26 protein-coding genes are annotated in these 24,663 nt (G+C 59.9%); 1 reads left to right on the forward strand and 25 read right to left on the reverse strand.

The window, feature by feature from the left end:
- Positions 1-22: 22 nt before the first annotated feature.
- Complete coding sequence (locus OHL11_RS12355; RefSeq protein ID WP_263371807.1) at positions 23-733, reverse strand: Dps family protein; 711 nt, start codon at positions 731-733, stop codon at positions 23-25.
- On the opposite strand from OHL11_RS12355, the gene OHL11_RS12360 reads away from it, so the two are divergent.
- On the forward strand, positions 732-944 hold the full coding sequence (locus OHL11_RS12360) for a hypothetical protein (RefSeq protein ID WP_263371808.1): 213 nt from the start codon (positions 732-734) through the stop codon (positions 942-944). The genes OHL11_RS12355 and OHL11_RS12360 overlap by 2 nt on opposite strands.
- Positions 945-956: 12 nt before the next feature.
- Here the strand turns inward: OHL11_RS12360 and OHL11_RS12365 are convergent, their stop codons facing one another.
- The 24 genes from OHL11_RS12365 to OHL11_RS12480 form a co-directional block, all read right to left on the reverse strand.
- Positions 957-3,551: a sensor histidine kinase gene (locus OHL11_RS12365; protein WP_263371809.1), complete on the reverse strand. Its 2,595-nt coding sequence runs from the start codon at positions 3,549-3,551 to the stop codon at positions 957-959.
- An 84-nt stretch (positions 3,552-3,635) separates the two neighbouring features.
- Entirely contained in the window at positions 3,636-5,939 is a 2,304-nt protein-coding gene (locus OHL11_RS12370) for a hypothetical protein (protein ID WP_263371810.1), read from the reverse strand.
- Positions 5,936-6,580 carry a hypothetical protein gene (locus OHL11_RS12375; protein WP_263371811.1) on the reverse strand — a complete coding sequence of 215 codons (645 nt, stop codon included), beginning with the start codon at positions 6,578-6,580 and terminating at the stop codon, positions 5,936-5,938. Before OHL11_RS12375 ends, OHL11_RS12370 begins: the two co-directional genes overlap by 4 nt.
- Positions 6,577-7,479 carry a hypothetical protein gene (locus OHL11_RS12380; RefSeq protein ID WP_263371812.1) on the reverse strand — a complete coding sequence of 301 codons (903 nt, stop codon included), beginning with the start codon at positions 7,477-7,479 and terminating at the stop codon, positions 6,577-6,579. Before OHL11_RS12380 ends, OHL11_RS12375 begins: the two co-directional genes overlap by 4 nt.
- The gene (locus OHL11_RS12385; RefSeq protein ID WP_263371813.1) at positions 7,472-11,152 is read right to left on the reverse strand and encodes a coiled-coil domain-containing protein; all 3,681 of its coding nucleotides are present in this window, start codon (positions 11,150-11,152) and stop codon (positions 7,472-7,474) included. The genes OHL11_RS12380 and OHL11_RS12385 overlap by 8 nt, the downstream gene beginning before the upstream one ends.
- A complete protein-coding gene (locus OHL11_RS12390) occupies positions 11,152-11,559 on the reverse strand; it encodes a hypothetical protein (RefSeq protein WP_263371814.1) in 408 nt (135 codons plus the stop codon). The genes OHL11_RS12385 and OHL11_RS12390 overlap by 1 nt, the downstream gene beginning before the upstream one ends.
- Positions 11,560-11,562: 3 nt before the next feature.
- Positions 11,563-12,324 (reverse strand): hypothetical protein, encoded by a 762-nt coding sequence (locus OHL11_RS12395; RefSeq protein WP_263371815.1) that lies wholly within the window; start codon positions 12,322-12,324, stop codon positions 11,563-11,565.
- A gap of 182 nt (positions 12,325-12,506) precedes the next feature.
- On the reverse strand, positions 12,507-13,517 hold the full coding sequence (locus tag OHL11_RS12400) for a phage tail tube protein (protein WP_263371816.1): 1,011 nt from the start codon (positions 13,515-13,517) through the stop codon (positions 12,507-12,509).
- On the reverse strand, positions 13,517-13,795 hold the full coding sequence (locus tag OHL11_RS12405; RefSeq protein WP_263371817.1) for a hypothetical protein: 279 nt from the start codon (positions 13,793-13,795) through the stop codon (positions 13,517-13,519). The genes OHL11_RS12400 and OHL11_RS12405 overlap by 1 nt, the downstream gene beginning before the upstream one ends.
- Before the next feature lie 4 nt (positions 13,796-13,799).
- Entirely contained in the window at positions 13,800-14,288 is a 489-nt protein-coding gene (locus OHL11_RS12410; protein ID WP_263371818.1) for a hypothetical protein, read from the reverse strand.
- Positions 14,285-14,971 carry a phage virion morphogenesis protein gene (locus tag OHL11_RS12415; RefSeq protein ID WP_263371819.1) on the reverse strand — a complete coding sequence of 229 codons (687 nt, stop codon included), beginning with the start codon at positions 14,969-14,971 and terminating at the stop codon, positions 14,285-14,287. Before OHL11_RS12415 ends, OHL11_RS12410 begins: the two co-directional genes overlap by 4 nt.
- Positions 14,968-15,399 carry a gp436 family protein gene (locus tag OHL11_RS12420; protein ID WP_263371820.1) on the reverse strand — a complete coding sequence of 144 codons (432 nt, stop codon included), beginning with the start codon at positions 15,397-15,399 and terminating at the stop codon, positions 14,968-14,970. The genes OHL11_RS12415 and OHL11_RS12420 overlap by 4 nt, the downstream gene beginning before the upstream one ends.
- A gap of 3 nt (positions 15,400-15,402) precedes the next feature.
- Positions 15,403-15,819 (reverse strand): hypothetical protein, encoded by a 417-nt coding sequence (locus OHL11_RS12425; RefSeq protein WP_263371821.1) that lies wholly within the window; start codon positions 15,817-15,819, stop codon positions 15,403-15,405.
- A gap of 102 nt (positions 15,820-15,921) precedes the next feature.
- Positions 15,922-16,836, reverse strand: a complete 915-nt coding sequence (locus tag OHL11_RS12430; RefSeq protein WP_263371822.1) for a major capsid protein — start codon at positions 16,834-16,836, stop codon at positions 15,922-15,924.
- Between the two features lie 56 nt (positions 16,837-16,892).
- Entirely contained in the window at positions 16,893-17,276 is a 384-nt protein-coding gene (locus OHL11_RS12435; RefSeq protein WP_263371823.1) for a hypothetical protein, read from the reverse strand.
- Between the two features lie 78 nt (positions 17,277-17,354).
- Positions 17,355-18,440, reverse strand: coding sequence for a hypothetical protein (locus OHL11_RS12440; RefSeq protein ID WP_263371824.1), 1,086 nt, complete (start codon positions 18,438-18,440; stop codon positions 17,355-17,357).
- Between the two features lie 68 nt (positions 18,441-18,508).
- Positions 18,509-19,318, reverse strand: a complete 810-nt coding sequence (locus OHL11_RS12445) for a phage head morphogenesis protein (protein ID WP_263371825.1) — start codon at positions 19,316-19,318, stop codon at positions 18,509-18,511.
- Positions 19,315-20,721, reverse strand: coding sequence for a DUF935 domain-containing protein (locus OHL11_RS12450; RefSeq protein ID WP_263371826.1), 1,407 nt, complete (start codon positions 20,719-20,721; stop codon positions 19,315-19,317). The genes OHL11_RS12445 and OHL11_RS12450 overlap by 4 nt, the downstream gene beginning before the upstream one ends.
- Entirely contained in the window at positions 20,714-22,081 is a 1,368-nt protein-coding gene (locus OHL11_RS12455; RefSeq protein WP_263371827.1) for a phage terminase large subunit family protein, read from the reverse strand. Before OHL11_RS12455 ends, OHL11_RS12450 begins: the two co-directional genes overlap by 8 nt.
- A complete protein-coding gene (locus OHL11_RS12460; RefSeq protein WP_263371828.1) occupies positions 22,065-22,742 on the reverse strand; it encodes a phage protein Gp27 family protein in 678 nt (225 codons plus the stop codon). The genes OHL11_RS12455 and OHL11_RS12460 overlap by 17 nt, the downstream gene beginning before the upstream one ends.
- Before the next feature lie 70 nt (positions 22,743-22,812).
- On the reverse strand, positions 22,813-23,061 hold the full coding sequence (locus OHL11_RS12465; RefSeq protein ID WP_263371829.1) for a hypothetical protein: 249 nt from the start codon (positions 23,059-23,061) through the stop codon (positions 22,813-22,815).
- Positions 23,058-23,537 (reverse strand): hypothetical protein, encoded by a 480-nt coding sequence (locus OHL11_RS12470; protein WP_263371830.1) that lies wholly within the window; start codon positions 23,535-23,537, stop codon positions 23,058-23,060. Before OHL11_RS12470 ends, OHL11_RS12465 begins: the two co-directional genes overlap by 4 nt.
- Entirely contained in the window at positions 23,534-23,854 is a 321-nt protein-coding gene (locus tag OHL11_RS12475; RefSeq protein WP_263371831.1) for a hypothetical protein, read from the reverse strand. Before OHL11_RS12475 ends, OHL11_RS12470 begins: the two co-directional genes overlap by 4 nt.
- Before the next feature lie 512 nt (positions 23,855-24,366).
- Positions 24,367-24,528 carry a hypothetical protein gene (locus tag OHL11_RS12480; protein ID WP_263371832.1) on the reverse strand — a complete coding sequence of 54 codons (162 nt, stop codon included), beginning with the start codon at positions 24,526-24,528 and terminating at the stop codon, positions 24,367-24,369.
- Positions 24,529-24,663 lie beyond the last annotated feature (135 nt).

Here is a 24,663-nt window from a genome sequence, read left to right on the forward strand (position 1 = left end):
GTGAGGCCGATCAATGCGGCGACTAGGCTCGCGTGCTCTCAAACAAGAACCAGGAGCGACGCTGCGATTGGTCGATCCAATTCTCCAGCAGGCTGGCCGTGGCGATGTCCTCAGCCTCATCGCAGACAACGTGAACCGCGCGCATACTTAGCGTCAATGCCTTTTCATCTTCGTGCAGTTCGCCCAACATATCGGTTGGCGTGACGTAGTCGGCGTCGTTGTCGAGCACGCGCTGCAGCTTTGCGATCTGCCCGATCGAACGAATGGTTGTGCCTCCGATCTTGCGCACACGCTCTGCAATTTCATCGGTCATCGCGAGGATCTGGTCCGCATGATCATCCAGCAGCAAGTGGTAGTCGCGGAAGTGCGGACCCGACATGTGCCAGTGAAAATTCTTGACCTTGAGGTAGAGCGCAAACACGTCTGCCAGCAAAGTATTCAGTGAAGCGGTGATCGCGGCCACCTGCTCGGTTGAAATATCGGTAGCGGCGAGAATCGGTGCCTGCTGTCTGATCTTGAGTTCGGCGGTCGCTGTAGTCATCACTTCTCCCTGGAATCGCATATGCAATCGAGGTTTGATTTTAAGGAGGAAACACTGCACTCCGGCCGCGTTCTCACTGCGGCGCGCTACATTCCGATGGCATTTCCTAAAAAGCGCAGAATTCGCCAAAGCGAAAACGACCGAATGTCGGATGCTGGTGCCATCGATAGCGCATAAGGAGAAGACCGCCATGTCAGACGAGTTCTTCGAGCTTCAGCAGCAGATCCAAAGCGATGAGCGTGAACTCGCGCAGCTCGCGATACGCGAAGCAGATCTCATCGGCTACGTTGAGCGAAGTGGATACAACATCGCAACGCAACGTGAGACCTTGCTCTCGGAGATGAGAGCATTGCAGGACCGGATCCACAAGCAGCGGAAGCTTCTCGCCGCGCTCAAGTCATGAATCACATGGCTCTTACGCTGTCTGGCCCGGTGTGCGGTTCTTCCAATCAAACCACCGCTCCAACATCTGTCCAGTGCGTGAGCGGAACGCACGTGACGCGCGTACTTCGAGACGAACTTCGGTGCCACCCTCGTCGCGTCTCCGTATCTTGAGTTCACCGCCGAGTTCACTTGCACGTTGACGCATTCCGGGGATCCCCCAGTGGCCGCTCTTTCCGCCTGCCTCCACGATCGCCGCATCGATTCCTGCGCCGTTGTCGCTGATGGCGATCACGAGCGCCTTGGCTGTGTAGCTCACGCTTACCTGAACGTCTGTCGCCTTCGTATGACGAAACGCATTGGTGAGGCTTTCGCGAATGATCTTGAACGCTTCATCACACACAGCCGGTCGAATCTCTCGCGATGTTCCCTCGACGACGAGGCGGAAGTGATCATTCGATAGCAGCTCGAGTTGGCCGCGATACGCGACGAGCATTCCTTCTAAATCCGGGCATTCAACCATCTTGCTTTGCTCGAAGATCAAGCTACGGGTTGATCCCATCACTCGGCTGATTTCCTGCAGCGCGCCGTCCATCCTATCGCGTTCAGGAGCCTCCATCGGCAGCCTTGAGGAGAGTGAGCTGATCACTAACGTTGCGCCTTCGACACTTTGGAAGAGCGTGTCGTGCAGATCGCGCGCGATGCGTTCTCTTTCCGAAAACCGTTCCACCATGCGAGCGCGCATGCTTGCGGTTTCGCGTGCCATGCGCAGCAAGTAGATCACCCACGCTGCAGCGAGAAAGAAGACAATCAGCAGCGTCTTGAAGGTCCAGCTTTGAAGGAACGTGGGCGGGAGATAAATCGCCAAAGACGTACCCGTTTCATTCCATAATCCATCGTTGTTGCAGGCGATGACGCGGAAGACATAGTGCCCGGGTGGGAGGTGCGTATAGAACGCCTGGCGACGCGGCCCGGCTTCCTGCCAGTCCTTGTCGTAGCCCTCGAGCTTGTAGCGAAAGTACACGCGCTCGGGGATGGAGAGGCTGAGCGCGGTGTAGTCGATCTGCAGGTCCTTCGCGCCCTTCGCGAGCGTGATCGAACTTTCCGGATCAAGCTCTTTGTCATCGACCAGGATACGACGGATCGCCAGCGAAGGAACCAGGCGGTTGCTGTCGATATGCGCGGTGTCGATCGAGAGCACACCATCTGTTGTCGTGAACCACAGCGTAGTTCCAACTCCGCGCAGGGTCGAAGGCATCGGACGGATCTGTGGCGGCTTTGCCCATACGCCGTCGTGATAATCGAAGAGCCTGTAGCTCATCGGATGCGAGGGATCTTTGAGCGTCTGCTCCACTTCCGCTGAGGGCACACGCAGGATTCCGGCGAGGCTGTTGAGCCACAGGCTGCCATCGTCGACTCGCATGATGCCCGAGATGCCTTCGATCTTCGTGTCACCTGCAAACTTGAGCGGCACAGGATGATCACCGGCCATCAACTCGAGGCCGTGACGGCCGCCGATCCACATGCCATCTTTGGAGGGCTGCAGAGCAAGAACACTGCCGAGCATGAAGCCCTGCTCGCTGCCGAAGGTCGTGCGCTTGACTCCATCGAAGATGGTGAGGAAGCCCGTGATGTAGCCGGCCCATACGCGTCCTGCGCCATCCGTTCGCATCACCACGGCGGGGCGCTTGTCTGTCGTGTTCGGGATCACACTCCACTTGCCGTCGTGCAGTATGTAGATGCCGCGGCCGGTCATCGGCTGCACCCAGAGGTCGCCGTTCGCCGCCTCAGTGATGCTCTGCACCGTGCCCAGTTCAGGCTTCGTGACCTCAACAGGCAACGGGATGTCCTTGTAGACGCCGCGTTCGAGGTACCCCAGAGAGCCCGTTCCGCCGACCCAGACCTTTCCGTCGGGCGCACGATAAAGGCAACTGATCTCGAAGCGTTTGCCTGTGGGTACCTTCGTGATCTGGCCGTTCGCCAATCGCTGCACGCCGAAGGGCAACGTACCCACCAGGATCGAGCCGTCCGGTTCGGGGGCAAGAGCGAAGTTATAAAACTTGTCCGGCAGCGGCGCGGGCTGCAGGGCCGTCCGGCGAAAGCGATCGAGTCCGTTGACCGTTGCCACCCATAGATTTCCTTCACGGTCCTTCAACGCCTTGGACGTGACCTCCGACGTCAGGCCGTTGATCGCCGAAAAATTCTCTGTGACTTTCTTCTGTTGCGCAGCAGGAAGAGCCGCCACCTCTTTGAGATGAGGGATGCGCGTGATGCCCGTATGTTCCCCGAGAAACCAGAGTGCGCCACTGTCGTCGACGATGAGGTCGAGGGGCACGTCGATGAGCGGAACGTGAGGCTTTGCTGCAAGCTCATCGTTGACGTCGTGCAGGCCGTACTGGTCCGCCATCCACACGATGCCATCGGGTGTCTCCATGAACTGGCCGTTCGGCCCCGGATGCATACGCGTCGGCAGAAATGTATGCGCGCCTGACGGAAGGCGATAGACGAGATTGTCTGTGGCCATCCAAAGCGTGTGTCGGCTGTCTTCGTAGAGGCGATAGGCGTTCTGGATGCCCAGCCCCTTCGTCTCTTCAGCGTTTTGCCATTGGCCGTTCACGAGCCGCAGCAAGCCGCCCTCCTGTGGCCGGGCGCGATATTTGAGAGTGGCTGCCGTAGTAAACGAGAGTGACTCTCAAATAGCTCGCCATACCGCCTAAATTGTGACCACGAGGATCGGGTATGTGTTGGTCGGCCAGCCCGTTCCAGTACCGGCGTAATAGCCGAAGGTGGGCAAGGTTCCGTCGCCTGGATCGACGACGAGCAGCGTTACCGTACCGCTTGGCAGTGTGCTCCAAGCAGCGTTACTGTACGCGGTCGTCGTCGGCCTGCCAAGGATCTGCATCACGAGATCGGGAATGGCGTAATACGAACCAGTGGTGGTCGTGCCGCCACCACTGCCACCACTGCCACCACTGCCACCGCTGCCTGAGCCTCCACCGCTCCCGCTACCGCCTGAGCCATCGCCCGGATCAACAGGGGTGATCGGATCGGGGTCTTCGACTGGCTGCTCTGGCAAGTTCGAGTCCGCCTGGGCGTCCCCCGTCGAGCCCGTGCTGTCGTCCGATCCCGCCTCCCCGGAAGATGCGCTCGATATCGGCGCGCTTGTGGTGCCTGTGGTCTTCGGCGTAAATACACCACCGGAGATAGAACCGAAGGTGGCTTTCAGCGTCCAAGCGACGTTCGTCAGCTTCTGGCTAGTGCCCAGGTACTTCAGCCGTGCACTCTGAATCGTTCGCAGTGAGTCTGTGGCGGGGTCGGCGACGACGTTATAGGACGCCTCGTCATAGGAGCGAAACTCGATGTCAATCGACCCGAGGCTAGTCCGTGTTGCCGGTTTGTGGCTGAAAGAAGTGATGACGTATTCACCGGCGTAGGTGAAGCTCAACTCTTCTTCGATCGTGAAGCGGCCCTTGGCTTCCCCAGGACGCATCGCGATGAAAGCGCGCCCTTGAGCGTCAACGGCATCTTCACGAACGGTGACGCTGCCTGTGAGAGGCGCTTTCCAGCCCTCTACATCGCGGCCCAGCTCGTAGTTGCGCTGAAACTGCATGAGACGGTTTGCCTGGTCGTACGTCATGTTGCCGAGGTCATATTGAACGTCCACGGTATTCGGCAGAGGCGTGATCCCAGGTGCGACCATCCCCGAAGCGCGCTGATGTCTGCGGTGTTGCACCGTGTTGGGAGAGCGCGGCTTGAAGCGTGAGTTCTGCGTACCGATGTAACCACCGGTGACATTCAGGCTCTTCGTCGGCCCGATGCCCCAGATCGCCGGATTGCTCACCGTGGGATCGGGGTCGGAATAAGCGCCATAGTCACCATGAGCGGCAGCGTTCGAAGAGTCGCCGTAATAGAACGTCGAGCCTCCTGTGAAGGGGCAGATGCCACCAGCGTCGAAGAACGCAAGCCATTCGCCGTTGTTCTGCACGCGCGTCCCCTCGGTGCGTTGACCGTTGTCGGTGTACATCGAGTTCACTGCGACGACTGCGGGGATGTCGAGGTCGCGGTACTGCGGGATGAAGATGTTTGCCGATCGGCTGAGATCAGCTTTTTGCACCTGCAGCGAGCCTCGCTGAATATGTCCCGAGCCGAGCGAGAATTGGCTGACGTTGGCGTCACGACCATACAGCGCGATCTTGCCGTCTGTAGTGCTCAGATATGACCGGCAGGTGCGCAGCATCAGCTCCAGCATCGCGTTGAGGGTGCTGTTCGATGCGAAGACGTAGTTGCCGATATACATCGGTAGGCCGTTGGCACCCACCGCGTCATTACGCGCCGCGTGCGCCACGATCGACGGCCAATCAAAGAGGGCCTTCTCCGCAGCAGACAGGCCCTGAATCTGGGGCTTCTGACGCTTGATCTTGTAGCGCAGCAGGCACTCGATGATGTGCCATGTGGGATTCGTCGTGAAGCCATAGCCGGTGACGTTGCCATTCACGTCGAAGTACCGGCAGCGAGCACCGCGAAAGACGCCATACGGCGCGAGCTGCGGATCGGTCGACGACCGGGTCGGGATAGAACCCGTGTTGTGAGGCGTCAGCTCGATCGCCCACCAGGACATCCCAGAAAAGCTCTGAGGCGGCGTGATGGCGGGAATGACGCTGAGGTATGCATCGAAGCCTTGATCAGGCCCAGTGCTGACGAGAGCACTACCAAGCCCTATGGGCGTCCACGCGCCTGTGTGGAAGTGCGTGTAATAGGGATAGAGGCGCGGCATGTCCGCAGTTGGGGGCCAGCTGCCTGCGAAGACCGGAGGAAGTGTGATCAGCACCTCTGCGGCCTCTTTGCCGAACTGCTCGATGCCGTCGCATTCGCCGTCGAAACCGATGAAGAAGCCGTACTTGTTGTTGTTCGGGTCGGTGATCGCAAACGCCTGATCGCCGCCGCCAGCGCCGTAGCCGAAGAGCACAGGCAACGCTCGCTCGCCTTGCGAAGTGTAGGCAGGGTTGAGAACGCTCATGCAGGTCTCCGAAGGTTGATTGACGTCAGCGGTGCGGGCTGTGCGTAAGCGGCTGCGGGGAGTGCGATCGCGCTGTTATCCCACTGAGTCACGACACCCTTGAAGCGATTACGCTGAGAGCAGCTGCCCCAATCGTTGTTGCAGGGCGTCGTGGACGTTGAACCGCACGCGTCCGAACCGAAGGTGACCGCACAGTTCTCTGAAATCTGACAATCGGGAGCTTTGATCTCACTCCAGTTACCGATGTCCTTCAAGGACAGCCGTAACGCGTCGCCGCCGTCTTCCACGTCTGCGACCGCCCCCAGCACCAAGATCAAGCTCGACTCAGCTGCAGGCGACCACAGCTGGTAGATGAACTGCGAACCCCAGAGTTCCTCCGTCGCGAAGTAGCGAGAGCCCAACCGCTCGACCGTGTTGCCGCTTAGATTCTCGATCACCGCCGTGGCCGAAGAGGTTGTCAACGTGTCGGTGAACTTGAAGGATGGAGGCTGAATGAGTCCGTTCGAAAATTGTGCATTCTGAATGCCTCCCACATCAAAACGCGACAGCAATGCGGGCGCGAGGATCGGTGCGGTCGCATAGTAGAGACGCGTACCGCTAATGGTCTGAAGACTGAGGAGACTGATAGGAGAGTGGATCATTGAATCACCTTCACCATCGGGAAGATGACCGTCGACGCAGTCGAGCTGCTACCGTTCGCTCCCTGAGCCACAAGCTTCAGACGGTGCCGACCTAGCGGTATCCAGTAAGAGATAACGGTAAGGCTCGACGGCCCGCTCGAACCGGAGCTCACGAAGAGGGACAGCGGGTAGAGTCCGCCCGCATAGTTGGCTACATCCCCAGTCGAAAGATCGATCCCCTGAAGAGAGAGCACTCCATCCACATACAGGTCGCAGACGCCGAGATCCGCACTCAGCCGGAGTTCCATGAAGAAGCCCCAGCCGACATACTCTGTCTGTGCAAAGGCTGCTGCCGGAGCATTGAGGCAGCGGAGCTCGCGCGAAGAGGTGTCGAGAATACTCGTGCCTGCGGCGACAGCAGCAGGTGTCTGTGGGCAGTCCCAGACGCCGCCCGACGTGTAAGCCTCATACTCGCCAAGGTCATTGATCACTGGCACGATGATGCTCTCGTTGAAGATGTCGGTCGGATAGCTCTGCATCGCGCATCCTGGAATCTCTTCAAACGTGACCTTGACTGTGTACTTGAGGTTCGCGGTGTGGGTGTCGTCTTCGTACTTAGTGAAGCGGCCAACATGCTGGCGACCGTTATTGTCGTGGTCGATCAGGGTGAAGAAGCCGCGTTTGAACTGGCGAAAGAAGCGCTTGATGTAGCGGACTTGTTCGATCGGGCGATCGACGAAGGTCAGCTCGAAGCTGTAACCGTCATCGTTGACGGCGCGCTCTCCCCACGAACCATATTGAGGACGCGACGATGCGAAATTGTCGCCGGGCTTACGCGGCGATCCATAGTTCCAGTTCGTGTTGAAGCCGAGCGTCTCATCAAAACCCGTGCTCGGATTGAAGATATCGATACTAGCCAATGGCGTCTCCTGCGTAGAATCCCGTGCGGCGGTTCTGCGACGCATTGATCGCTTCAGTGCCGCCATCTTCGAGGAAGCTCTTGAAACCCTTCAGGTCGAGGAGCGAGTAGTTGTGCTCGTGGTTGACGTTCGTGACTCCACCGGAGGCACCCACGTTGCCACCAGCGGCCTGCAGGTATCGTGAAGCCATATCGACCGGCGAAGCACCGGCATTCATCGCCGCGACGTATGGGGCATGAGTCTGCATCGCATTCACGCTCACGACACCTTCACCCAGCATCGCGTGAATGAAGCCTTCGTTGGGCGAAGTAGCGAAGTCGTGGAATCCGCTGATGACGCCGCCTGTATGGAACTGCGCTGCAGAACGCGTCATGTAGCTGCTACCGCTGGATGCAAGGCGCTCAACTTCGCTCACTGCGTACGCGACTTCTTTGTCGAGATAGTTGCTCTTCACCCAATCAGCGGCAGACTGGCTGAAGTGCGTCGACATGTACTCGTAACCGGTCGCGCCATCGGCGTTGATCTGCGAGACGGCGCTCATGTAGTCGCCGCCGCCCTGACCAAAGTCGTTCTTGACGCCCTCGATCTCAGGCTTCAGTGTCTGGTTGAAGTAGTCGCGCGCTTTATCGCGACCCGCGATTCCAAGCGCCTGGCCGACAGCGTTGACGGTCGCACCTGCCACGGCACCCGCCGCAGCGCCGATCGCAGCGCCTTCGGGACCGGCAAACATGCCGATCGCGCCACCCATTGCCGCGCCGCTGGAAGCGCCAGAGAGCAGCCCATTGGCTCCGGTCTGCGAGAAGGAGTCATAGACGCCCTTCGCACCGCTGTAAGCGCCATAGGCCAGCGTTGCATCTGTAGCTGCGGTGCCAAGCCAGGATGAGGATGACGTTGAGGCTGCGTTCGCATCATCCTCGGCCTGCCCACGTGTGCTCCATGCAGCGTCGTCGTCGCCGGAGGAGGCCGAGCTCGCAGCAGCTGATTGACGGGAATACTGCGCGATCGACTGAATGCCCGACGCAACGCCCGAGATCGACGATGAGACATTGCCACTGCTGATGCCCGCACCGGTTCCGGCTGCGGTGCTGGAGTAGCCCGTACCACCACTACCACCGGTAAGCGGAACGGAGCCGTCAGTCGCTGTGCCGGTGGTGCCGCCGATCCCAAGCACCTGCGCAATGCTACTTCCACCTGAAAGCGCAGTGCTGTTGCCGCCGAGATGCACAGAGCTGAGAGACGAGCCAAGGAACGACTGGAATGTCTTGGTGCGCATGATCCAGTCAGCGATGATCTCGAAGAACATCTGCTGCATCTTGCTCTTGATGAACTCGACCGGATTCGTGAAGGCCTGCTGCAACGAACCTGCAAGCTGATCGCGGAGTTGCATCTGCTGCTCGGCAATCTGCGCGTCAGCGGTGCGTTCGATGTCCTGGCGACGTTGCGCGACCTCTTGCCACGTCAGGCTCTCCTTGCTGGCATCCTGATCGAGCTTTGCGAGGCGCTGATCCTCTTGCGCCTGAATCTCCGTAAGCGTGCTGCGATACGCCGAAGCCCAACCAGCGAGGCCGCTCTGTCGCACGCGTGATTCAGCCTGCGCTGCTTCGCGCGCGATCTGCAGATCCTCCGCCTGGTTGCGTGCGCTGAGTTCGCGGCGCTGGCGATCGCCGTCGGCGTCGACAGCTTGCGATGCCTGATGATATGAATCCTGAGCGTCCTGCGGGGCCGTGGTGCCGCCGAAGGTCGTGTTGAAGGACTTATCAAGCTCTGCGTGCGCGCGCGCCACAGACGCCTCGATACGCCCCAGCGCGCCGGTAGCGGCGTCAGCACGCTCAGCTGCTAGAGCCTTGGTGCGCTCGGTGTAGTCGCGATCGAGCTGCTCCATGCCCTGATCGGCAACGAGCTGCGCCGCACGGCGCTGCTCTGCAGCAGCAGCCGGATCGAGCGTGCGATCGGTATTGATGTCTTCAATCTTGGCGGCGTGTTCGCCCTGGATGCGAGCAGCGCCGGTGAGGCCCGTGAGCTGCGCATCGCGCACCATCTTCTGTGCGGCCAGCTGCTGAGCTTCGATGCGCTGCTCCTGCTCCGCCGCGAAGCGCTCACGAACAGCCGCAGTCTCCGCAGCCATACCTTGCTGCGAGAGTTCGCCTTCGCGCCACTTTCGCACGATGGCATCGATAGAGTGTTCCATCGCAGACTGATACTTTGCTTCGCCTTCGAGTCCAGCTTCGACGGCCTGATTGCGAAGGCCGACGACCTCGTCATGCTCCTTGCGCGCAAGGTTGGTAGACTTCGCAGCGTAGCTCTCATTCGCTGCGTCGACAGCGCGGTTGTAATCCGCAAGACCGGCGTTCTGGTCGACCGGATGCACCTGCTGCAGATCCTGAGCTGCCACACCACGCTTTGCCTGAGCGTCTCGCACAGCCTGCTCCGCTTTGGTCAGATCCTGCTCGTGTGCAAGCGCCTGCTGTCGGGCGAGCTTAGCCTCGGCGATCGCGTTATCACGCTCACGAGTTGCTTGCGAGTAGCCGAGCAGCGATGATGCCTGCGCCGAGTCGCGAGTTTTCAATCTATCAGCGTCATCTTGCCGAGTGATGTCGTTACGACGCATGTTCGCTGTATCCCGACGCGCGTAAGCATCGGCTAGATCAGCGTCATCCTTTTCGTTGAAGATGTTCGGAGTGTGCGGCTGTCCGTGGTTGATCTGCACGCCGCTACGCGCAGCTTCTGCATCCCCGGCTTGGATTGCGAGCTCGCGCACATACTGTAGGAACCCGCCACCGAGCTTATCGGCTCCTGCAACAGAGCGCTTGCGTTCTAGATCGGCAATCTGCTGATTAGCCTCTCGAAGTAACCCCACACTCGTTTCAAGGGAAGCTTCATCAAAGAGCCGCGTATTCGCAGATTTGCCCGCACTCTGCAGGTATTTGTCCACCTGCTGGTTGACGTTGAAGAAGCGCTCGTAAGCTTCATCTAGACCTTTCGCGATATGGCTACCAATCTCAAATGCAGAGATCGCCACGATACCGGTGGTGAGGCCAGCAATCGCAGCCGTGACAGCAGGCATGCGCGAGAGCATCGACTCCAGCGCGCGCGGCAGCTGGAGGCCGAAGACCTGCGAGAGCAACCGCACCTTGTCGAGCGCAGAAGCTGTGTGCGTCGAGGTCGTATTGCCGAAGCGCTCCGCAGCATCCGAAGCTGGGTTGATTTTGTTCGGCATGTTCGCAAACGCATTGCCGAGGTTTTCCATGTCGGCCTGCGCCGTACCGAAGATCTCGAAGCTGTGCGCCAGCTTCGTCATCGGGCCTTGCCACATCTGTTGGCTGTTGAAGTTCTCCTTCTGGGCGCGGTTGATGTTGTCCATCATGGACGACATCTCAGGCGTTGCCGGTGCCTTCGTCTGCTGCTGCGACTTTTGCGCCGTGGCGACGCGTTCGATCGCTGCCGCAGCCGCTGCAGCTGCCGTGGTGATCTTGTCGTAGCTCTCCGTCGCGGCGACGGTCTTCGAGGTGTTCTGATCGAGTGCACCGCTAAAGCCCGCGACCGCAGAGCTGACATTGCCCATCGCAGCGGCGCCGTTCTTGCCGAGCGACGTGAAGCTGTCCTCGACCTTCTGCACCATTTGCGGCGTGCCGTTATCGTCGAGTTGGATTTGGATAGAGACGACGTTCGGCATTAGCGCTTACTCCGTGAATAGCTACAGGCTTTGCAGGATGGTGCGAGACGGCTGTCCTGACGCACGCCGCACGCTGGGCAGAAGGGGTGCTCGTGATCGAACTCGGCGCGAGCGGAGCGCACAGCCTGCAGGCCGAGTACTTCCGCACGCGTCAGATCGTGCGACGTGAAGGTGATGCCCAGCTCCATGCTGGTGGAAATATCGAGCAGGTGCGCAGCCCATCCGTAGTAGCCCGGCGACATCTGCCGTCCGTCTATGCTCTCGATCGCCCGTTCGCGCGTCTCGCGATCGGCAGTGCGCATGGCCTGCGCGATCGCTTGCCGTTGGAACGACTCCTCGAACAGGGCGAGGCACGCGAGGCGAACGCCTTCGATGTCCCGCTCTACCTGGATGGGCTGCACCTGCATGGGTTAGGCCGCTGCCTCCGTCTGCGGTGCAAACTTCGCAGCCGCAGCGTCCTCGACGCGGAAGAGCTGAATCGCGGCCATGTACTTGTGCATGTCGTCCATCTCGGCCTTGATCGCTTCCGGGTGAGTGAGAGGCTGGCCGTCAAAGGCATAGCCGTCCACGCTGATCACCAGCTCGTCGTACAGCTCGACGACGAGCGGCTGCACGCCACAGTACTGCGTGACACCACTACGACCGCCACCGATGATGCGAGTGGTGTTGGCTGCACGGCGAAAACGCTGAAATTGCGCGTTGGTGGGCTTGCGAAGCACGTGAACGAGGCGCGTGTACTTGCGCGTGAAGCCGTCCCCGTCTCCACCCCACAGAGCTTCGAGAACGATCTCCTGCCCTTCGGGGTAGATCAGCTCATCTTCGTTCACCACGGGCAGCACGCCCGTCAGCAGTGCGCCAAGGGTCACACGATGCGTCTGCGGGATCAACTGACGCCAGTTTTCAAGCTGCATCAGATCACGGTCGCCTGCAACCTTGTATCCCTCCGCGCGCACCAACACGCGTTCCACGAGGGCGATGCGTGCAGAGTCGAGGTCGCTGGAGTCAATGCGATCCGCGCCTTCCTGACGGCTGGTGACAGAAATGGCGGCGAAGTACACAAGCCAATCCTCGTGGGTGATGCGACGGCAGGTCAGCGTGTAATCGCGGTTCTTCGCGGTGATGGTGTAGGCGCGCTCGGCGTCGAGCTCGAGCAGATCGGGCGTAGTAGACATGGGTGTCCCTTTGAGATTTTGAGATTGCGATACAGAAAGGCTGGAGGAGCCTTGTACTTCAGAGCCATTGGCGAAGCGGTGCCTTGGCTACGGTCGGTGTAGGGTGCGACCGTTACAGCGAGGAAAGACGGGTGTAGTACGGCCAGGGCCGAGGAGCCACCCCACTCCTCGGCCCATCTTGTTTACGCGGGTACGAGGTACGCTGCGCAATCGTTGATGATGGACGCCGAGATCGCCGGTGCATTGCCGACCTGAAGGCACGTGCCTTCGTCAAAGGAAAGCGCCCATGCGACCTTGTCCTCGACGTTCGAGATCTTGTTCGCCTTCGCACGTGCCGAAGGAAGGTTGATCGCGAGGCGGCGAGCCAGCGTGGAACGCGTGCCAATCGTGACACTCAACGGCGTGAAGTTCTCGAAGGCTGCGTTGATGTCGTCGGTGACATCAGCCATCAGCGTCAGGTCGATGGAGAACTTAGGCGTGCCCGACTGCACACTGCCTGCATAGAGGCCATCGCCAGAAGCCTTGAACGCGGAACTCTGTCGATCGATCTTGATCGAGACGCCGCGCTGACGGCCTGCGTAAGATACCGGCTGGCCGCCGTTATACGCGATGGCGACCACAACGTCAGAGCCAAGCAGGTAGTTCGGTGAAGGCACCGCAGGCAGAGCCGTGGAGAATGCTCCCGGCACAACGCGCCCAGTGCCCACCATGTCCAGCGTGCCTTGAATCACGCCACGCTCGGGTATGTCGATCTGCAGCGTCTTCGCAGCCATGTCGGGATACTTACGCTTGATGTCTGCAGTCTCTTCCGCGTACAGCGTCGTGCAAGGCATCGTGGCCGTAAGGTTCGCCATCTGGAAAGCGTGGGTGTAAGGGCCAGCGCCGGTGACGGTTTCCGCGCCGAAGATGAATGCAAGCATCCATCCCAGCGCCCAGTCGTCGACGCCATTCATGCCCTTCACGGTGGCCGCAGAGTCCCAACCGGTACGAATGTCACCGGTCGCGAAGTCCGTACCGTGGCCTGCAGCGCCCTGGTCGTTGTAACGCGAGTCCGTGAGCGTCACCGCCGTGCTGGGATCAACACTCATACGGCGCAGCAGCGCTGCATCCGCAAGAACACCGCCGTACGCGGCTTGCGAGTTCGCACTGACAACAAGGTTGCGTGCTGTTTGTTTTTGCATCTGGACGGACATTACTTGGTCGTCTCCTTCGTGGCAGTGTCCGCAGGTGCGGAGGTGCTGGGTGTAGTGGCGGTTGCGGAGGTCGGAGCGGTCTGAAGCATCGCATCACCCTTGGGCGTCACAAGCTTCGAGAGCCAGTTCGACCACTCGCTTGTCAGCACTTCCACCGTCGACGTGCCGGTGAAAGCGTACGACGCGCGCCCGTTCGATGCGCGGACTGGAGAACTCGCTGCGAAGGCCACTGCAGCGGGCGTGAGTTGTACTTCGATGAAGTCGGTGCGAGTTGCCATTGATTTACTCCTGTAGGGTGGGTTCGGCGTGAACGCCGGGGAAAACAGCGGGGCCAGGGACTTCGATACCAACGGCGTAGCCGACACCACGGTCAGCCACCGGGAAGAGATCACAGGAAAGTAGCGTGATCGGCTCCGTCTGCTCGTGGCTGCCAGCGAGCAAGAGTCGAGCACCGGCAACTTGCTCCATCGCATCCTGCGATAAGATCAGCGAGGCGAGCGACTGATCGCGTTGGCTGCGTCGATCATCCTCAAAGGCGATCAACATGAAGCGGTGTACCGCCTCATAGGAAGTGCGCTGATTCTCAATCGGCTTGAATCCCGTACCTAAGTACAGAACACGAACTGCGCGATCCTGGAACACCAGCTCGCCCTGCTGGTCAAAGTCTTTGTCAGTGATCTCGCACACGTCGCAGTTTTCGAGCGAGTCATGAAGAAGGGTGACCAACGACTCCCAGCAGCGCGAGGCGTGCAGTTGCGCTTGAACGCTCATGCAGCACCTCCGACGATCTGCGCGCCGCCACGGTGTGCGAGGTATGCCTGTGTAGCCTCGAGCAGGCGTGCAGGATCTTCGGGACGAAAGACGACGAAAGGCCGCGCGGGGATATTTGCAAAACGCTCGTGAGCTCTAACGTCCATCAACTGGCGCGGGCCTTCGTACGCGACTTTCTTCCGACCACTCTTGCCAGCGTTCATGGCTACGGGAACGCGCACGACACGCCCACTCCCTAGCGTCACCTCGCGTGTGCCGTAGTAGATTGCCCGGAGACGCGTGTAAGCACCTACAGTCACGCTTCGTCCAGAGATGCGTGACTGAGCTCCGATCGAACCACCTCGACGGTCTGCAGAGCCATACTGATGCACGGAGGCGTACGCAAGAGCGGTGCCGACCGTCAGGGAGTTGCCGTCTACGGTGTAACTAATCGATCCAAAGAGTCGGCCAGACAGCACGAGAAGCTTATGAAAGCCCTTGTAGCGGTGGCTGCGGAGCGTGGATGCTGCGAGCTGGGGCCACGAACCCGCAGGCGAACCTTCGTCACGGAACGTGCGAGCGATCGATGCGCGCATCAACTCACCGAAGATCTTCAGCAGCGACGTCTTGTCGGCCACAGCGCCGCGCACGTCGACGAGCGACTGGCGTACTTTGTCCGTTCCGAATGTCGAGGTCAGCTTCATACGAGTCCGTCGAGGTTCCGTCCGCTAAACACGCGCGGCTTTTTGCTTACAGCGAGGCGGCCAGCGGTGGTCTGCTCCGTCTGCGAAATAGGTTGGTCAAGTCCGATCTTGCTTGCAGCGATGTCGCGCAGGAACTTCAGCGCGTCGTCATAGTCATCGCGTACGCCTTGCGGCACGGTGCCACTGCGACGCCCGTAGAGCAGCTTGGCTGCAATCGCCAAGGTCATGCCCTTCAGCTCCTGCGTAGGCTGCAGCGGGAGCTTGTAGCGATTGCGGCAGTGAAGCTCGACGATGCCCGAAGCCTCGTCGAGCTTCTCCTGCACGATGTCCTCGTTGACCTTGCCGGTCTGCAGGTCATCGGTAAGCTGCACAAGCGTGCGGCCAGCGATGACGCCTGGTGTCAGATCGGCAAGGGTCGCGTAAGCCATCGGTTAGTTTGCCGCCTTCTGTGCGGCCTCACGGCCAGCAATCACGCGAACGCGCAGCTTCTCTTCGCCGGTCTGATGGTGAGTGGCCGCGTCGTACACCTTGGCCTCAGCGAAGAGTTCATCGCGAGTCATCAGCGAAACGTCCTTCAGCACGCCAGGAACAACCGGCGCGATGCTCGGCGTCCGCTCATTGACGACATCCAGGACGACGCCGTGTTCGTTCCATGCCAATGCGATGAGGTCAGAAACGCTGAGAGTGCTGGGCGTGGTGACCACAACGCCGACCTCGTCCACGGGCTGTGCTGCACCATGCTTCTCCAGATGCGCCGCATCTTCGGTGTTGAGCTTGAGCAAGCTTCCCTTGGGGACGGTCTTGCCTTTGAGGGTGACGTTGCGAAGTGCAACATGCGTATGTGACATCGTTCTTCTCCGAGTAGCGAAAGGATTGGAATGAAGAGGCCCGGCGCTACACCGGGCCCCTTAGTGCACAAGGACGCAGAACTAGCTCTGCGACGTACCGCCCTAGATAACGCCGATCGTTTCCTGCGCAGTGACCTTCGTGTCATACGCCATCTCGCCGGAGACCCAGTCAGTCTTCTTCGAGGCGTGCGCATCCGGCCAGGTGAGGATCTCGTAGCCATCGATACCCTCGGTCGAATCGACGAAGGTCTTCATGGCGCTGAGGTCATCCTGGTTGGTGACCGTTTGTACATACGCGCAGGCAGCGAGGCCCTTCCAGAGGAAGTCAGCGTTGTTCGCTCCATCCACTGCGGTCGAACGAGCTTCGAGGATTGTGGTGACGTCGAACAGCGTGGCGAGCTGCTGAATCGTGACGCGACCGCCGTCCTTGTACTTGAAGCGCTCAATCACCGCGTCATTCTCAAGAGCGGCCTTGAGCATGTCAGGGCTGAGGATGAGCGTGTTGGCATCGACTCCCGACTTCTTGATCTCGTACTTGATGTTTGCGATCTGCTGGATCGGGTCGGAGGTCGAAGCATCCCACAAGTCCGCAGACCCAGGCGTGGAGGTATTCGTGATGCCCGTCTTGAGCACCTGAATCATCTCCCATTCGCGGCGACGGTTGATGGTATCCATCACGTCACGCGTGCCCTTCTGCATCAGCGAGAAACCGAACTGGCCAGCCTCGCCCTGCTTTTCGCGCGGCATCTTGGCCTCAGCTGCGTGCGCTTCGCAGTTGTACTTGTCGAGGGAGTAGTCCATCGCGATCTGCACGGCGGCTGCGCCAGGCGCACGGCGCGTGTCGCGAACCATCTGATTCGAGCGGCTGAAGATGAGGTAATTGTCAGACTTCTTGGTCACCTGCACGCGCGGTGCCAGGATGTCGACGACGAGGCCGAGCTGCGGAGAGGTGTAGCCTTTGGCATAGCCCGTCATCGCTACATTGACGACGCCTCCGCCTGTGTTTGCACCGTACATGGAAAAGCTCCTGAAATGAGATTGTGGTGGCTGCCCGAAGGCAGCCGGTTGAAGGTTTAGCGCGTGTGCGGATTCACGTCCACGATGACTTCGGAGTTCGTGGCCGCGCAGCTGGTCACCGTACGACCAAGAACGTTGTCGCCCTCTGCGGTCGACGGAACAAGGTTGCCGTTCGCATCCACGATGACCTCGACGTCCGCACCGAGTGCAGCACCAGAGATGCCAAGCGTTTCGCCAGCACGACGGACACCGTAGGACGTACCACCGAAGGGGCCCACGATTTCGATCACGCCGAGGCAGCGTTGACCAGCTCCGGTCACGGCAACGATGGCGTCATCCGCCGCGCCCTGCTTTACTGCCGTGCCAGGCAAGAGCCCTGCAGGCCCAACGTAGGTGCGGAGACCGCCGCTAACGACGCCACCCGCTGTCTTGAATGCCATGTCTTCTTCCTTCTCCGCTTGATAGCGGCAAGAGATGTTGTGTGGCGGCTCCGAGCGAAGCCGCCACGATTGCTACAGCTAGACCGCGCCCGTGCTGGCGTTGCCAGGCTTGGTGAGCTCAGGACGCTCAGCGGCAATCTGCCCCATCGCGACTTCGTAGGAGATGTTCTTTTCCTGAGCGCGTGCGTTGACCGCCTCAGCGAAAGCCACCGAGTTCGGATCAGCGTTCGCCGGATACTCACGCGTCGCTGCGGCAGCGGGTTCACCCTGCACAGCGCGACCGGTCGGCACGATCTTGCCGAGGCCTTCCATGAACTGCGTGAAGAGCTCGAGCGCAGTGCCTTCGACCTTCTGCTCGCCTTCACCGAAGGTCACGGTGTCTTCCGACTTTGCGAGCTCCGAGAACACCAGCGAGAGGCCGGCCTTTTCCATCGCCGGAACCCACGCGCCCTTGCTCTTCACGCGTGCGATTGCTGCGTCTGCACGCTGCTGCGTTTCGACCGTCGCGATCTTCGTCTCGCGCTCAGAGAACTTCGCTTCGAGGCCAGCAATCTTTTCGTTGAACGGCGTGACGGCAGCGGTGATCGCGGCCTTCATGTCGTCTTCGCTGAACGCCTTCGTTACAGGCTGGTCTGCAGCCTTCACATCGACGCCAAGCTTGCCCTTGATGCGATCCCACAAGGAATCGCCAACTTGCTTCAGCTCTTCTTCGCTGTATGCCATCTTCGTCTCCTCCGAGAACTCAATCTCGACTGTTTGTTCGTTTGCACTTTCAAAGACAAGGTCAGCCAAACCCTTGATGTGAGGAGCCTGCGCGCCGAGCCATGCAACGTGATGCAACATCCATCCGTTGTCGCCCTTGCGCAGACCGACCGAACGCTTCTTGAAGAGCTTGCGTTCGAGCGCCTCTTCAAACTCCGGCTGCACGGTGCTCATTTGCCCCTGCAGCAGAGTTCCAACGCGACGAAGCTTCGACCACCAGCCGTAAGCTGGGGCCTTATCGTTGGGCTTGATGTGACCGATGGTGCTCGGCGCTTCGTGGTGTGCGGGATCGTAGTTATTCACGATCTGATCGAGGTCGCTCTCTGTGAACGTACCTTTGCCGTCGACCGAGTAATCCCCGGCCTGGAAGAGATCAATCCACTTGTTGGCTACCTTGCTCACGAGACTGAGACTAAGTTCGCCACCCAGATATAAGGCGGCACGTTGTCACGCGCGGTCAGCGTGTCACGTTAGAACGATTTCTCGAAGCCAGCTTGCGGCACCTTGAGACGGGCCAACATTGGCAGGCGTTCGAGGCCGCCACCGGCGCGAGCCTCATCACTAACTTCAGACATCAGCAGACCGATCACGATGCAACGGCAGTTGAATCCGTTAGGCGGGTAAATCTTCAGCCACACAGGATCGTCGGCGAGAGCTTGGAAGCCATCCAGGATTGCGTGCTCTGGACGCACTCGACCATCACCCACCGTCATGTACTGCCAGTATGGGAGGATGGCTTTCGTCGTCGTGTCTTGCAGCTGCTCATAGCGACCAGCAGAGTGCGCGCGTGCCATCGCGGTGTTGAAGGCGGTATCGAGCGTGAACGCATTGAGCTTCTCGACGCCTTCCGCACTCGTTATGCGATCGATGGCAGCCTGGAACGTTCCGCTCGTGCTTCCATCACGCGCGGCCTCTGCCAGCTCATCACGCACCTTCTCGATGAGCCGCGTGTCTGCTGTACCTGCAAGAGTGAAAGCGAGCTTCTTATACTGCGATGTCAGTCCGTCAAACAACAGGCGAGTAACCGGCGTGAGATTGCGGATGTACTCAGCAGCTCCGTCGTTCGGTAGTCGAAGGTTTGCATCGATCGTAAGATCGTCGCTCTCGGCGAAATCCAGACGCCGACGCGTCGAGGACGCGACTGGTACGGACTTGCCTGACTTCTGACGCACAGACGTGACCACAGACAGGCGACCAAGCACGTTGGACGCAGCCATGCTCCGCGCCAGTGCATCACCGACGCGGAGCTGGATCTGATGATCGTGTGGCAGAGAGATCACGAGAGACGTTCCGCAATTTCCTTGGTGCGTGTCGCAAAGAGGCTGAGCGACTCTTCGCGGAGTTGGGCCGCGAGCTTATCCAGATCCTTGAGGTCGATCTGCACCTTCGTTTTGTCGGCCTCGGAGAACACGCTCGCGGGCGCGGCCTCGGTGGGTGCATTGGCGTTCGGCACCAGCGGCACGTCTCCTTCGCCCACTGGCGGGATCTGCAACTGGTCTGCAGCCCACGCCGCGCCGATCGGCACGCCGATGCGTTGCGCGATGGAATAGAGCGTGCCCTTCTGCACGAGGTCTTCTTCCTCAGCTGTATCCCACGCAAACACGGGCGCGGCTACGTTCGGGCCGTAGTTCCACAAATGAAGACGACGCAAGTACTGCATGTTCACGACGCGCGCGTGCTTCTTCGCCAGCGAGATAGAGCGCTTGTCGAAGGTCTGCTGATGTGTCTTCCCCTGCGTATGCGAGCCGTGACCACCTTCGCTACCCATCGAGGTGAGCGTTTCACCCTTGATGGCGCGAGCGATGGAGTATTGCATCTGGAGGAAGAGCTCTTTGTAGACGTCGGTCTTGCCAGCCTGTGCCGCCTTCAGCAGGTCGGTATCGATCACCATGCCTTCAGGCGCGGCGAAGGCCACGCCCTGGGCGAGGGCTTCTGCGATCTCCAGAGCAAGGTTGATGCGGCTGTCGTCCGCGCTCTCTTCGTAGCGCGTGATCGCCATGCCATTCGCCTTCTCACCTGCGCGCAACCAGAATGCTAGGATCTGGCGCTTGATCCAGCTCGGCCAGAACGCTCGCTGCAGCAGCGGACGCCCAACGCGCGATCGCGAACGGCCACGGTAGGAGAAGACAAGAAACTTCTCTTCGGGGACGAGCTGGCCGGAGCTCGCGCCCACGCTCGAGAGCAGCTGCAAAGGGCCGGTCTGTGGACGAAAGCGATCGCCGAAGAGAAACAGCTCCTGCGGGCAGTCGTCCACAGAGACGATGGAAGCCTGTCCCTCGCTGGTGTCGAACATCATCTCCTGCACGGTGAAGCCGTAGGCACAGGCGTCGAGCATCGCATCGAAGGAGCTATCGACGTCGATCAGCTCCAGCTGCTGCTTGGCGAAGGCGGCTGCGTCGAGCGCGGCCTGCGTCTTGTCACCTGGAAGGATTGTCCAGTCGCGCTCGAGCACAGAGAGCTTCAGCTCGTCTAGTGCTGCACTGACGTCATCGTCCTTATCTTCGAGTTCGCGATAGAAAGGGATGCTGGAACTTTCACCCCGCACCATCATCGCCCAGATCGACGTAGGGTCTTTGACCCCGGAGAACGCAGCGACGTTGCGCCACTGCGCGTATTGCGCCTGCAGCAACACGTCTTGCGTAACGATTTGCTCTTTGCCTGGTAGTACAGGTGCGTCAGCCATTCAGCCCTCTCATGTTGCGAATCGTGGAATGCGAGCCAGAACGTAAGCCGAGGGAAACCGGCGTGCCATCAGCCGCCATCATGGCGAGAGACAACGCCCAGAACTCGTCAGCGTGCCCCGCATCGCTACGCTCTGCGTCGAAGCGGAAGTGTCCAGCAGCGGTGGGAATACGACGGATCGCGTGTACTGCCGATCGCAGGCCGCGATCATCGGGTGTGCGCACCTTGCGATCTTCGAAGAAGCGGCGTGCACGAACAGCCAGGTCTTCCTTCACTGCGGTCGTGAACGTTACAGGCTCAACGCGCGATCCAAACTTCTCCTGCAGCTCCTCGGCGAGCTGCATACCGATGCCGGTGTTGTCCTGGCAAAGCCTGCGGATCGGAAGTGTCCGCATCAGCCCCTCGATCACTGCACGCTGCTCGGAGAACTTTTTCCCGCGCATACGGATGATGCAACGTACCCAGTACACGTCCCCAATCTTCTCCAGGAGAACGATCGCAGTCAGATCCTTCTTGCGGCCAATGTCTACGCCCAGGTAAAGATCGCCCTTCGCTGCAAAGCCTAGGGGCAACTCTGTAGTTGCATAGATAGACTCGGCAGCCTGGATGAGTTCCCACGGAATGTAGCTAGTCGCATCAGAGATGAACTTGCAGCAGTATTCCTGATCCCAGATGTCTTCATCGGGACAGCCGTCGCGAAGCATCTTGATATATGCCTCGTCATCCATGCCGACACTGTGAGCGAGGCCATCCCGCACGGCGCGAAAGATGTCGGTCGTATGCACGGAGAAGCTGCTCTTCTTCGTGGCGAGATCGTAGAACATACCCGACTCGCCGAAGGGTGTCGAGCCAATGTGAATACCGTATCCTCGCGTGATCGAGGGATACATCGCTGCGTAAATCTTCTTCGCATCCTTGTGGAAGGCGAACTCATCGAGCATGACATTGCCCGAGTAGCCGCGTGCGGTATCTGGATTCGCGGGCAGGAAGATCATGCGTGCGCCGGTATGCGGCACGGTGATGACGGTCTGCGTGATCTCCACGCCATCGACAAGGCCATAACGCTCGTCGACCAAAGTAGTATTCCTCGCAGCAAGCTCGATCTCGCGCATGGCGTCGAGATGATCTTTGGCCTTGCGCGCGAGTTCCAAGCTCTGACGCTGACCTGCAGAGAGGAAGATCCAGAGCGTCTTGCGGCTGAGGCAGTCTAGCGTTGGGCCGAGCGTGCCAGTAAAGGAATACCCGATCTGTCGCGCCTTCACCCACAGCTTTAGCGGGGCGGGGTCGTTGACCCAGTCCCGCTGATACTGCAGAAGCAATGCCTTCGGTAGTACCTCGAGTTCGTTAGGAGCCGACTCCATAAATCTCCTTCACACGGTTCAGCACCTGCTCACGCGTCATCACAGGAGCATCGCCCTGCTTCTCCTCAGCGTCCTTCAGCAGCTGACCGGTCTTACGCTTGAACTCGTCGATCTTCATCTGCAGCGATTGCTCATCTACAGCAACACGACGCTCGAGAAGCTTTGCAGCTTTGGCCTTGATCTGCACCTGGGCGAGATCGAGCATGGACTTCGCGATTCGCTCGCGGCCCTTCGTGGTCATGTCTTCGCCTAGAACACTGAAGAGAGTGTCACGAATCGCGTTGATCGTCGCTTCGTCGCCATCATCCACTGCAGCCTTGGCAAACGATGCTGCGAGCACACGCGCTTGCTCTGACGCTTGCAACGTTTGCTCTTGCACCTGAGCGATGCGGATGTCATACCAACGGTGCAGGTTCGACTTCGGGATGCGCTTGTGCGGGAAAGCCTGCAGAGCATCTGCGCTCTGCTTCGTCCATTGCACGAAGCCAAGCTTGCCCTTGCCGCACGGCTCGGCCGAGAAGCGCTCGATTTCCTCCCACGTCTTTCCGTCACGATTGCGAAGACCGAGAATAGCCTCGTGAACATCTGGGGTGAGTCGATCAATGGACAGCGGCTGTCGCGTCTTGCGTGTATCGCCAGTCTTGGGATGAGACTTCGCCATCGCTAGACCTCCACAGCGCGGTCTTCGATCGTGCCTTCCAGCACATCGCGACCACGCGGGCAGAGTTCGATCAGACTGATCGCGACTTCGCCAGTGCGTGGGTCTTTGCGCTGCTGAAAGTCAACATAGCGCGTCCCTTCAAGTCCTGAAGGATCGTCACGAGCTCGTTCTGGCTGCAATCGAAGCTGAGGCCACGCACGAGCGCGCTCCACAGTGCGATGGAGTCGAAGCGGCTCTTCTGCTGATCGTGATTGGTGCAAAGCAGCATCAACACGACGCGACGGAGTCGCTTGTTCTTAGCTGCGATATCAAAGCTCACTGCGATGTCTCCTTCTTCCGGGTGCTCACCATGCCGAGCAGGTCATCCATCTTCGCGTGCAATCCGCGCTGGTCTTCAGACAAACGCTCGATACCTTGGGACGTGTACGAGGTCAGCGTCTGCAACTCCTGCAGTTGACGATCGTCCTTATCCGCGATGTGACCGAGGGCGACTGATGTCTGCTCCATCGCAATCACGCCGCGCTGTGCCACCTTCAGAAGCGCCTTCGTGATGTCGTAAATGACGTAGATAGCGAAGAGCGTGACGATCGCCCAAGGCCCCCACGACCGCAGCAATGGGAATGCGTCCTTGGGGTTGTCGCGGAGGAGACGGAAAGCGCCGTAGACCACCGATGCTCCAACCGAGAAGCCGCCGCCAAGCGCCAGGCGCTTGACCAGCTCGACGGCCATAGGCGCACGCAGCGTGGCCTCCTGTACTTCCTCCTGCTCGGTAGCTGCAAAGATGGAGCGGATCAACCCTTCACCTCTCGCACCACGGCTGCAGCTTCCCCGACGACAACAACGCTGTCCTGGCGAAGCGCAGGAGCATCGTGTCGCTCATAGTCCTCACCAGCCTTTGCCAGGCTCAGGAAGAGCGCGAGCACGGCATTCTGGTGCTGCTTCAAGGCGTCAGCGATCGAGAGGCCGAGCAACCCCAAGCCGAAGATGAGGATGTCCACTGCCGTCTGCGCCGAGACCTGGTGCACAAAGACCAGGTAGGCGGCGACGAGGCACATGAGCGCCGCCACCAGATAAACCTTCTTTGAAGCCCACATCGTTTTCACTGCTCCCATCCGCTTCTCCCTTGCCTCGCCATCGCGAGAAAAAATACTCATCACGCGTGCCGCGTATTTAGTTGGGCTACGGCAGCCTTCCCGCGCCGTCTGGCCGCTTGGACGGCCCCATGCCCGATATGCCATTTCTGGCAAAAGTCGCACTCGTAAGGTGCGTTCCCGTCGCCGGATCTTGTGACCCCCTGGCGAATGCGAAACCCTAGCACCGCATAGGCTGCGGACTCGGTCTCGTGGGGCTCCTTCCCGGCACAGCCACGCTCGAACTCATGCTCGATCCGCGATACTGTCCGGTCATCCATCTCAGAGCTCCTCGTCAACCACCTTCGCCACCGCTGCCGCCAACCGATCGCCGCGCACAAGATCTTCGGGCGAACCTTCTACCGCATCCACAAACTGCGCCGTACTCTCTCGCGCTGAATGGAATCGCTCATGCACCGCGACGACACCCCAATCGCACTCAACACCCGGCTGACTGGCACAGTCTCCGCAAGCGACGGAGAGTGGGTCACGCATCACTGGTTCTCTCTGCCGCGCGTCATCAAAACTCCGGCCAGCACCGGGGCCGCCACCGTGAGCGCGAGCAACTTGAACGCTGGGTGAATCCCGTCGTCGCTGCGTTTCGCTGCGTCCTTGTAGAGCTGCCCGATCTCGGGGAACGGATTCGTAAGTTTCATCGTCAGATCCCAGATACTTCGGCGGGTCACCGCTCCCGCCTTGTTGCTGCTTCCATATCGAGCGGCATTTACACCGATGTGAGTTGGCCCGTTGAGTGCGTACCACCTTGCGGCGATGAACGCTCGCACTCGCAG

Origin of the sequence: Granulicella cerasi (genome assembly GCF_025685575.1) — a bacterium.
GTDB lineage: Bacteria > Acidobacteriota > Terriglobia > Terriglobales > Acidobacteriaceae > Granulicella > Granulicella cerasi.

Bases quoted from the DNA above. Each gene is read 5' to 3' on its own strand.
- OHL11_RS12450 (WP_263371826.1), bottom strand. From the start codon at position 20,721: ATGGCTGACGCACCTGTACTACCAGGCAAAGAGCAAATCGTTACGCAA.
- OHL11_RS12385 (WP_263371813.1), bottom strand. From the start codon at position 11,152: ATGCCGAACGTCGTCTCTATCCAAATCCAACTCGACGATAACGGCACG.
- OHL11_RS12370 (WP_263371810.1), bottom strand. From the start codon at position 5,939: ATGAGCGTTCTCAACCCTGCCTACACTTCGCAAGGCGAGCGAGCGTTG.
- OHL11_RS12430 (WP_263371822.1), bottom strand. From the start codon at position 16,836: ATGTACGGTGCAAACACAGGCGGAGGCGTCGTCAATGTAGCGATGACG.
- OHL11_RS12475 (WP_263371831.1), bottom strand. From the start codon at position 23,854: ATGGGAGCAGTGAAAACGATGTGGGCTTCAAAGAAGGTTTATCTGGTG.
- OHL11_RS12375 (WP_263371811.1), bottom strand. From the start codon at position 6,580: ATGATCCACTCTCCTATCAGTCTCCTCAGTCTTCAGACCATTAGCGGT.
- OHL11_RS12415 (WP_263371819.1), bottom strand. From the start codon at position 14,971: ATGAAGCTGACCTCGACATTCGGAACGGACAAAGTACGCCAGTCGCTC.
- OHL11_RS12435 (WP_263371823.1), bottom strand. From the start codon at position 17,276: ATGGCATTCAAGACAGCGGGTGGCGTCGTTAGCGGCGGTCTCCGCACC.
- OHL11_RS12355 (WP_263371807.1), bottom strand. From the start codon at position 733: ATGGCGGTCTTCTCCTTATGCGCTATCGATGGCACCAGCATCCGACAT.
- OHL11_RS12425 (WP_263371821.1), bottom strand. From the start codon at position 15,819: ATGTCACATACGCATGTTGCACTTCGCAACGTCACCCTCAAAGGCAAG.
- OHL11_RS12480 (WP_263371832.1), bottom strand. From the start codon at position 24,528: ATGAAACTTACGAATCCGTTCCCCGAGATCGGGCAGCTCTACAAGGAC.
- OHL11_RS12460 (WP_263371828.1), bottom strand. From the start codon at position 22,742: ATGGCGAAGTCTCATCCCAAGACTGGCGATACACGCAAGACGCGACAG.
- OHL11_RS12420 (WP_263371820.1), bottom strand. From the start codon at position 15,399: ATGGCTTACGCGACCCTTGCCGATCTGACACCAGGCGTCATCGCTGGC.
- OHL11_RS12455 (WP_263371827.1), bottom strand. From the start codon at position 22,081: ATGGAGTCGGCTCCTAACGAACTCGAGGTACTACCGAAGGCATTGCTT.
- OHL11_RS12410 (WP_263371818.1), bottom strand. From the start codon at position 14,288: ATGAGCGTTCAAGCGCAACTGCACGCCTCGCGCTGCTGGGAGTCGTTG.
- OHL11_RS12395 (WP_263371815.1), bottom strand. From the start codon at position 12,324: ATGTCTACTACGCCCGATCTGCTCGAGCTCGACGCCGAGCGCGCCTAC.
- OHL11_RS12360 (WP_263371808.1), top strand. From the start codon at position 732: ATGTCAGACGAGTTCTTCGAGCTTCAGCAGCAGATCCAAAGCGATGAG.
- OHL11_RS12390 (WP_263371814.1), bottom strand. From the start codon at position 11,559: ATGCAGGTGCAGCCCATCCAGGTAGAGCGGGACATCGAAGGCGTTCGC.
- OHL11_RS12405 (WP_263371817.1), bottom strand. From the start codon at position 13,795: ATGGCAACTCGCACCGACTTCATCGAAGTACAACTCACGCCCGCTGCA.
- OHL11_RS12400 (WP_263371816.1), bottom strand. From the start codon at position 13,517: ATGTCCGTCCAGATGCAAAAACAAACAGCACGCAACCTTGTTGTCAGT.